The sequence below is a fragment of the Aeromicrobium sp. genome (assembly GCF_025965075.1).
GTDB lineage: Bacteria > Actinomycetota > Actinomycetes > Propionibacteriales > Nocardioidaceae > Aeromicrobium.
In genome coordinates this window covers 1-7903 of record NZ_JAOPXQ010000009.1, presented here as the reverse complement: position 1 = coordinate 7903, position 7903 = coordinate 1, and the positions used below count along the sequence as shown (strand labels likewise).

Annotated in this window: 7 protein-coding genes; 2 read left to right on the top strand and 5 right to left on the bottom strand. The window is 72.9% G+C overall.

What is annotated here, in order from left to right; genetic code table 11:
• Positions 1-84 precede the first annotated feature (84 nt).
• Positions 85-738 (top strand): hypothetical protein, encoded by a 654-nt coding sequence (locus JWQ91_RS00465; protein WP_297779340.1) that lies wholly within the window; start codon positions 85-87, stop codon positions 736-738.
• A 1-nt stretch (position 739) separates the two neighbouring features.
• On the opposite strand, the gene JWQ91_RS00460 is transcribed toward JWQ91_RS00465, so the two are convergent.
• From JWQ91_RS00460 to JWQ91_RS00445, 4 genes are all read right to left on the bottom strand, one after another.
• On the bottom strand, positions 740-2740 hold the full coding sequence (locus tag JWQ91_RS00460) for an ABC transporter ATP-binding protein (RefSeq protein ID WP_297779337.1): 2001 nt from the start codon (positions 2738-2740) through the stop codon (positions 740-742).
• A 6-nt stretch (positions 2741-2746) separates the two neighbouring features.
• The gene (locus JWQ91_RS00455) at positions 2747-3055 is read right to left on the bottom strand and encodes a YbaY family lipoprotein (RefSeq protein ID WP_297779336.1); all 309 of its coding nucleotides are present in this window, start codon (positions 3053-3055) and stop codon (positions 2747-2749) included.
• 10 nt (positions 3056-3065) lie between these two features.
• Positions 3066-3902, bottom strand: a complete 837-nt coding sequence (locus JWQ91_RS00450) for an SDR family oxidoreductase (protein WP_297779334.1) — start codon at positions 3900-3902, stop codon at positions 3066-3068.
• Between the two features lie 67 nt (positions 3903-3969).
• Positions 3970-4704 carry a DUF4184 family protein gene (locus JWQ91_RS00445; RefSeq protein WP_297779331.1) on the bottom strand — a complete coding sequence of 245 codons (735 nt, stop codon included), beginning with the start codon at positions 4702-4704 and terminating at the stop codon, positions 3970-3972.
• Positions 4705-4777: 73 nt separating this feature from the next.
• Between JWQ91_RS00445 and JWQ91_RS00440 the strand changes: the two genes are divergently transcribed.
• Complete coding sequence (locus JWQ91_RS00440) at positions 4778-5758, top strand: NAD-dependent epimerase/dehydratase family protein (protein WP_297779328.1); 981 nt, start codon at positions 4778-4780, stop codon at positions 5756-5758.
• Here the strand turns inward: JWQ91_RS00440 and JWQ91_RS00435 are convergent.
• Positions 5748-7903: heavy metal translocating P-type ATPase (locus tag JWQ91_RS00435; RefSeq protein WP_297779327.1), on the bottom strand; the 2156-nt coding region annotated here is incomplete at its 5' end. The two genes, JWQ91_RS00440 and JWQ91_RS00435, sit on opposite strands and share 11 nt — an antisense overlap.

The following is a 7903-nucleotide window of genomic DNA, read 5'->3' as shown; positions in this document are numbered from 1 at the left end:
CGTCAAGGCATCCGGGTTCGGTCGCGAGGGCGGGGCCGAGGGGATCGAGGAGTACCTGGAGACCAAGTACGTAGGAATGGCGATGTGACCTTCCTCCGCGGCCCTGCCCTCGCCCTCGACTGCGTAGCGTCACTCGCGGCGTGCAGCGGGTCGTCGGGCTCTGACGGACCGACGGGCACCGGGACGCCGACGCCCCGGGCGGCGGTCGACGAGTCAAAGGCGTGTGCGTACCTCACCGCGGCCGATCGCAGGACCCTGGCCGGCGTGGCGCTGGACGAGGTCGTCGCGGCGGACGCGCGCTCCGGCGGGTCCCAGTGCCGCTGGTCCAGCGACCGTGGCCTGATCGAGCTGACGTCGGTGACGTCGACGGCGTGGGCCAGGACGCTCCCGGCGGTCGTCCGGCAGCTGGGGGAGTCGTCCGAGGCCGGGACCGCGCAGGACCGCAAGGACCTCGCGAGGGCACGGAAGCTCCTCGCCGGGGCCGGCACGTTCGACGCCACGGAGGCCTGCGAGGCGTTCGGGACCCTCGCCGAGATCGACGGGTCCGCCAAGGACTCGAGCGTCGCGGTCAAGTACCTCCCCATCAGCACGTCCGAGGTCGGGGTCTCGGCGCAGGTGTGCTCCGACGGGGTGCTGACCTCGATCGTCTACTCCGAGCCGGGGCTCGTCGAGTCGCCGAAGTACGCCAAGGCCGTCACCGTCGCGCTCCGCGCGGCCCAGGCGCGCGCGACGGCTTAGGTCAGAACGACACGTCGGCCCGCCGGTCGTCGCCGCCAGGCCGGTCGCAGTAGGTCTGGCCGTCGGAGAACCGGACCCCGTCGGTGAAGCGCGCCTCGATCGTGCCCGAGCCGAACTGCTCGACGTACAGGCGCGAGTAGAGCCCGCCGAGGTCGAGCAGCTCGTCGTGCGTGCCCTGCTCGACCAGGAGGCCGTCCTCGAGCCCGAAGATGACGTCGGCGTTGTGGATCGTGCTGAGCCGGTGCGCGATCGCGATGGTCGTACGGTTGTGGGTCGCCCGCTCCAGGGCGTCCTGCACGAGCCGCTCGGTCTCGGTGTCGAGGGCGGACGTCGCCTCGTCGAGGATCAGGATGCGCGGGTCCATCAGCAGGACGCGGGCGATCGCCAGCCGCTGCTTCTCGCCCCCGCTCAACCGGTAGCCGCGCTCGCCGGTGATGGTCTCGTAGCCGTCGGCGAAGGACAGGATCCGGTCGTGGATGTTGGCGTCGCGGGCGGCCTGCTCGATCTCCTCGGCAGACGCGTCCGGCTTCGCGTACGCGATGTTGTCGCGGATCGAGCCGTGGAACAGGTAGGGCTCCTGGGTCACCATGCCGACCGCCTCGGCGACCGTGCCCATCGTGAGGTCGCGGACGTCGGTCCCGTCGATCAGCACCGCGCCCTCGTCGACGTCGTAGAAGCGGGGGACGAGATAGGTCATCGTGGTCTTGCCCGATCCGGACGGGCCGACGATCGCGGCGAGCTGACCGGGCTCGACGGTCAGCGAGATGCCCTCGAGCGCCCAGCCCTGCTCGGGGGCCGGCTCGGACCGGTCGATGCGGACGCCCGTGTCGCCGAACCGGTCGCGCGCGACGGTGCCGCTGAGGCTGCGCGGCTCGGGATAGCGGAAGAACACGTCGCGGAACTCGATCGCACCCTGCACGTGCTGCGGTTCGAGCGCCACGGCACCGGGACGCTGGGTGATGGCGGGCTCGAGGTCGAGGTACTCGAACAGTCGGCGGAACAGGGCCAGTGACGTCTGCACGTCGAGCGAGACGCGCATCAGCTGCAGCAACGGCATCTGCAGGCGGGCCTGCAGCTTCGTGAACGCCACGAGCGTTCCCGCGGTCAGCGCGCTGTCGCCCTGCAGCATGAAGCCCGCGACGAGGTAGATCAGCGCCGGCGTGATCGCGAAGAAGGTCTGCACCGTGGCGAAGAAGGCCCGCCCGGTCATGGCCTGGTCGACCTGCAGGCGGGTCTGCTCGCGGTTGGCCCGGCGGTACCGCTCGACCTCGGAGTCGGCCCGGTTGATCACCTTCGACAGCAGGATGCCCGAGACGCTGAGCGCCTCCTCGGTGATCGCGGTCATCTCCGACAGCGACTCCTGCGTGCGGCGGGCCAGCTTCTGGCGGCGCTTGCCGACCTGCAGCTGGATCCACACGAACAGCGGCATGACGATCAGGGTCAGCAGCGTCAGCTGCCACGACAGGATGACCATCGACACGAAGGCCGCGAGGACGGTCACGCTGTTCTGCAGGATCGAGGTCGCGGTGTCGGTCAGGACGGTACGCACGCCGGCCACGTCGTTGGCCAGGCGGGACTGGATCGCGCCGGTCTTGGTCGCGGTGAAGAACGCGAGCTCCATCTTCTGCAGGTGGGCGAACAGGTCGCCGCGCAGGTCGGCCATCGCCGAGTTGCCGATCGTGGAGGTCAGCCAGTTCTGGCCGATCCCGATCAGCGCCGTCACGATCGGGATGACGCACATGCCGACGACGAGCCAGACCAGCAGGTGGGTGCGGATGTCGCCGTCGGGCGGGAACAGCGCCTTGTCGAACACGGCCTTGGTCAGGAACGGGACGACCGAGGTCAGCACCGCCGCGACGACGACCGCGACGGCGACCGCGACCATCTTGCCGCGGTAGGGCCGCAGCATCCGGGCGATCCGGCCCAGGATCGGCGCGTTGTCGGCCCGGATCTCGTCGTCGCTCAGGTGCGTGACGGTGGGACCGTGATCGCCGCGGGGCATGGGTCCTCAGTCCTCGATCCGGGTCAGCGCGACCTCGGTGGCGTCGTCGTCGACGGGGACGAGGTCGGTCGTGCCCCACACGCCCACCTCGGTGCGCAGGGCGCCCCAGACGAACAGCTGCTCCGGCTCGGGGATCAGGGCCGGGTCGGCGACGAGCGAGAACTCCGCCGGCACGCCCGTGACGTCGAGCGCGGTCGCCGCGACGACCTCGCCGCCGGCGTCGACCAGCTTGACCGTCGCGACAGCGCCCGTCGGCACCGTGATGTGCTCGCGGATCGTCAGGGTGCCGGTGATGGTCAGGAGGTCGGAGGTCATGGGTTCGATGCTATGCCGACCGCTCGGCGACCGCTTCGTCGAACGATGTCGCCGGCCGGCCCAGCAGCCGGTCGATGTCGCCGCTGACGTGCTCGAGCTCGCCGTCGCGGATCGCGGTGTAGGTGCTGATCCACGCGTCGACCAGCCAGTCCGGGGCACCGTAGTGGGCCCGGCTGGCCCGGGCCTCCTCCAGCGTCTCGTCGACGAACCGGTGCGGCGTGCCGGTGATCTCGGTCAGGATCGTGGCGACGTCGGTCAGCGTCAACGCCTCGGGACCCGTCAGGTTGTAGGTCTGGTCGATGTGGTCGCGGGGGCTCTGCAGGACGTGGGCCACGACGGCGCCGACGTCGCGCTGCGACACCGCGGCGACGCGGCCGTCGCCGGCGGGTCCGCGGATCACGCCGTCGGTGGCGAACTCGGGCAGGATCTCGGCGTAGAAGTTGTCCCGCAGGAACGTCCACGCCAGGCCCGATGCGCGCAGGTGCTCCTCGGTCGCCCCGTGGTCGCGGCCGAGCGTGAACGCCGACGTGGCGGACGCGCCGACGAACGACAGGTAGACGACCTGCCGGACCCCCGCGGCCACGGCCGCGTCGATGAACGCCCGGTGGTCGTCGAGCCGGTGCTCGGACTCCGCGGCCGACACCATGAAGACCGTGTCGACGCCCTCGAGAGCGTCGACGCAGCCGGCGTCCCCGTAGACGACGCGACGCACATCGGCGTCGGGGATCCGCGGTGCGCGGTCGGGGTCGCGGACCAGCAGTCGCAGCGGCACCCCCGCCGCGGCCAGCAGGTAGGTGGCCACGCCGCCGACGGCGCCGGTGGACCCGGTCAGGGCGATGACTGTCATGCCGGGTGCAACCGCGCGGGCGGGGCCGGCATTCCGTCGGTGGGCGGCGGCACCGGGGACGGCGGGGTCATGGCCGGCGGCTCAGGCGACCGGCCGCGACGTGCCACGCGGCGCACACCAGGACCAGGCCGGCGACGAGCACGATGATCGACGAGACGGCGCCATGGAACGCCATCGCGTGCACGCCGACCGTCGCGTGGCCCAGCGCGGCGACCGCGCCCACCGCCGCGGCAGCGATCACGACGGTCGGCAGCGTGGCCGCCGGCAGGAGACGCGGCGGCCGGCCGGGTCGGACCGCGAGCGTACGCAGGTGGGTGGCGGTGAAGACGGCCACGACCAGGAGACCGCCGACGGCCGAGACGTACTGGCTCCAGCGCAGGCCGGCGATCCCGAGGTGGTCGGACCGCAACCAGCCGACGTGCTCGTAGCCCCACTGGTCGACATGCGTGAACGAGTCCCACACGACGTGGGTCAGCGCGCCGACGACCGCGCCGAGCGGGGCCAGGAGCCACTGCCGGCGGGCCAGCCGCGCCCGCACCGGGACCCGGTCGCGGATCGCGGCGGGGGACAGGTCCGCCATCGGGTCGCGCAGCGCCGTGAACCACAGCCACAGCACGGCCAGCGTGCCGACGACGTCGACCGTCAGGATGCCGGGAAGGCTGTGTGCGATCTCGTAGCCGCGCCGCGAGCCGAGGTAGAGCGGCACGTCCAGCACCATGCTGCCGGCGACCAGGGAGCTCAGCGGCAGCCCGAGCCGGCGCAGCGGCAGGACCGCGGCGGGGTGGGCGAGGGTCAACGGCACGTGACGAGCGTACGTTCAGCCGGTGGTGAACGGGGCTGTCCCGGCTGCCGGTCGGCGTGCTTGGTTGGGGGGCATGAGCAGCCTCCTGGTCCTGGGTGGGACGTCGTGGCTCGGCGGGCAGATCGCCCGGGCGGCGATCTCCCGCGGGCACGACGTGACCTGCCTGGCGCGGGGCGAGTCCGGCGAGGCACCCGCGTCGGCGATGTTCGTGCGCGCCGACCGGGCGGACCCGCGGGCGTACGACGCGGTGCGTGACCGCCGGTGGGACCTGGTGGTCGACGTGTCGCGCCAGCCCGGCCAGGTCCGGTCCGCGGTGGACGCGCTGGGCGACACGGCGGCGCACTGGACGTTCGTGTCGACCGGATCGGTGTACGCCGACCAGAGCGTCCCGCTGACCGAGGACTCGCCGCTGCTCGGGCCGCTCGACGGGACCGAGGCGGGCGCCGAGGAGTACGGCGAGGGCAAGGTCGCCTGCGAGGACGTCGTGCGGGAGCTGCCCCGCCACCTGGTCGTCCGCGCCGGGCTGGTCGGTGGGCCGGGGGACCAGTCGGACCGGCTGGGCTACTACGTCTCGAGGTTCGCGCTCGCGGGCAACGGGCCGGTGCTGGTGCCGGACGTCGCGGACCAGCCGATGCAGGTCATCGACGTGCGGGACCTCGCCGCGTGGATCGTCACGGCCGCCGAGGCCGGGACCACGGGCATCGTCCACGGGGTCGGTGAGCCTACGACGGTCGGCGCGCTGGTCGACGGGTCGGCCGTGGCCGCGGGCTTCCGCGGTGAGCGGGTCGGCGCCGACGAGGACTGGCTCCGCCGGCGCGACGTCGAGGAGTGGATGGGTCCCCGGTCGTTGCCGCTGTGGCTGCCGCCGAGCCACCACGGGATGGGGATGATGGCCGACGGCCGGGCGCTCGAGGAGGGCCTGCGGCGGCGCCCCCTCGTCCAGACCCTGCGCGACACCCTCGCCGACGAGCGGGAGCGTGGCCTCGACCGTCCGCGCCGGTCCGGCCTGGCCCGGGCCGACGAGCTCGAGCTGATCGCCGAGCTCAGGCCCTGAACCGGCGCAGTCGCAGGCTGTTGGTCACGACGAACACGCTGCTGAACGCCATCGCGGCGCCGGCGATGAGCGGGTTGAGGAAGCCCAGCGCGGCGAGCGGGATCGCAGCGACGTTGTAGGCGAAGGCCCAGAACAGGTTGCCCTTGATGGTCCGCAGCGTCGCACGCGACAGCCGGACGGCGTCGACCGCCGTCGCCAGGTCGCCCTTGACCAGGGTCAGGTCCGACGCCTGGATCGCGACGTCGGCGCCGGTGCCCATCGCGACGCCGAGATCGGCGGCGGCCAGCGCGGCGGCGTCGTTGACCCCGTCGCCGATCATGGCCACGACCCGGCCCTGCGCCTGCAGCTCGTGGATGACCCGCAGCTTGTCGGCGGGGGTCACGTCCGCGTCGACCCGGTCGATGCCGACCTCGGCCGCGACGGACCGGGCGACCGCGGCGTTGTCGCCGGTCAGCAGCACCGGCTCGAGCCCGAGGTCGCGCAGGTCCCGGACGGCGGTGGCCGAGGTCGGCTTGACGGTGTCGGCGACCGTGATCGAGCCGCGGTGGACGCCATCCCAGGCCACGGCGACGACAGTGCCCTCCGGGTGGTCCGGCTCGGGCGACGGCACCCCGTGCCGGCCCAGCCACGAGGGCCGCCCGACGAGCGCCCGCCGGCCCTGGACCGTGCCGCTGACCCCGAAGCCGGCGGCGTTGACGAAGTCGGTGACCGCGACGGGCTCGGCGAGGGTCGCGACGGCGCGGGCGATGGGGTGCTCCGAGGCGTGCTCGAGCGAGGCGGCGACGAGCCGCAGCTCGGCCTCGTCGACACCCGGCGCGGGGTCGACCGCGGTCACGCTCATCCGCCCGGTCGTGATCGTGCCGGTCTTGTCGAGCACGACGGTGTCGATCGCGCGGGTCGACTCCAGCACCTGCGGGCCCCGGATCAGGATCCCGAGCTGGGCGCCGCGGCCCGTGCCGACCATGAGCGCGGTCGGCGTCGCCAGACCCAGTGCACAGGGGCAGGCGATGATCAGCACCGCGACCGCGGCGGTGAACGCCTCGGTCCACGTGCCGCCGCCGAGCCGCCAGCCGGCCAGCGTCACGAGCGCCAGCCCGATGACGGCGGGTACGAACCACGCGGAGATCCGGTCCGCCAGCCGCTGCACGTCGGCCTTGCCCTCCTGGGCCTGCTCGACCAGCCGGGCCATCTGCGCCAGCTGGGTGTCGGCGCCGACCGCGGTGGCGCGGACGACCAGGCGGCCGCCCTGGTTGACCGTCGCGCCCGTCACGACGTCGTCGTGGCCGACGTCGACCGGGACGGACTCACCGGTCAGCATCGACTCGTCGACCGAGGACTCGCCGGAGACCACGACCCCGTCGGTCGCGACCTTCTCCCCGGGACGGACGACGAACAGCTCGCCGGCGTGCAGGTCGGCCAGCGCGACGGGCGACTCCCGACCGTCGCGCAGGACCGTGACGTCGCGGACGCCCAGGTCCATCAGGGCGCGGAGCGCGGCGCTCGACTGCGACTTGGCGCTGGCCTCCAGGTAGTGCCCGGCGAGGATGAACACCGTGACCGCCGAGGCGACCTCCAGGTAGATCTCGTCGTGGGCCGCGGACTCGGGCAGGAACGAGAACGACATCGTCATGCCTGGCATGCCGGCGTCGCCGATGAACAGCGCCCACAGCGACCACAGCCAGGCCGCCCCGACGCCGACGCTCACGAGGGTGTCCATCGTGGCGGCGCCGTGCCGGGCGTTGGTCCATGCGGCGCGGTGGAACGGCCAGGCGCCCCAGACCACGACGGGTGACGCCAGGGCCAGCGCGAGCCACTGCCAGCTGTCGAACTGGAACACAGGAACCATCGACAGCACGACGACCGGGATCGCCAGCGCGGCGGAGATCTTGAGCCGCTGCAGCATCGAGTCGGCGCCGTGCAGGTCGCCGTGGCCCGCGTGGTCGGCGGAGCCGACGGGCGGGGCGGGACGCGGGCCGGCCGCCGGACGTACGGACGCGGTGTAGCCGGTCTTCGTGACGGTGTCGATCAGCGACTGCACGTCGACGCCGGGCTCGAGGTCGACCGTGGCCTTCTCGGTGGCGTAGTTGACCGAGGCGGAGACCCCGTCGAGCCGGTTGAGCTTCTTCTCGACCCGCGTCGCGCACG

What these genes read in the sequence shown, in the direction of transcription:
- JWQ91_RS00455 (WP_297779336.1), bottom strand. Translation starts at nt 3,055, where the DNA reads ATGACCTCCGACCTCCTGACCATCACCGGCACCCTGACGATCCGCGAG.
- JWQ91_RS00460 (WP_297779337.1), bottom strand. Translation starts at nt 2,740, where the DNA reads ATGCCCCGCGGCGATCACGGTCCCACCGTCACGCACCTGAGCGACGAC.
- JWQ91_RS00450 (WP_297779334.1), bottom strand. Translation starts at nt 3,902, where the DNA reads ATGACAGTCATCGCCCTGACCGGGTCCACCGGCGCCGTCGGCGGCGTG.
- JWQ91_RS00440 (WP_297779328.1), top strand. Translation starts at nt 4,778, where the DNA reads ATGAGCAGCCTCCTGGTCCTGGGTGGGACGTCGTGGCTCGGCGGGCAG.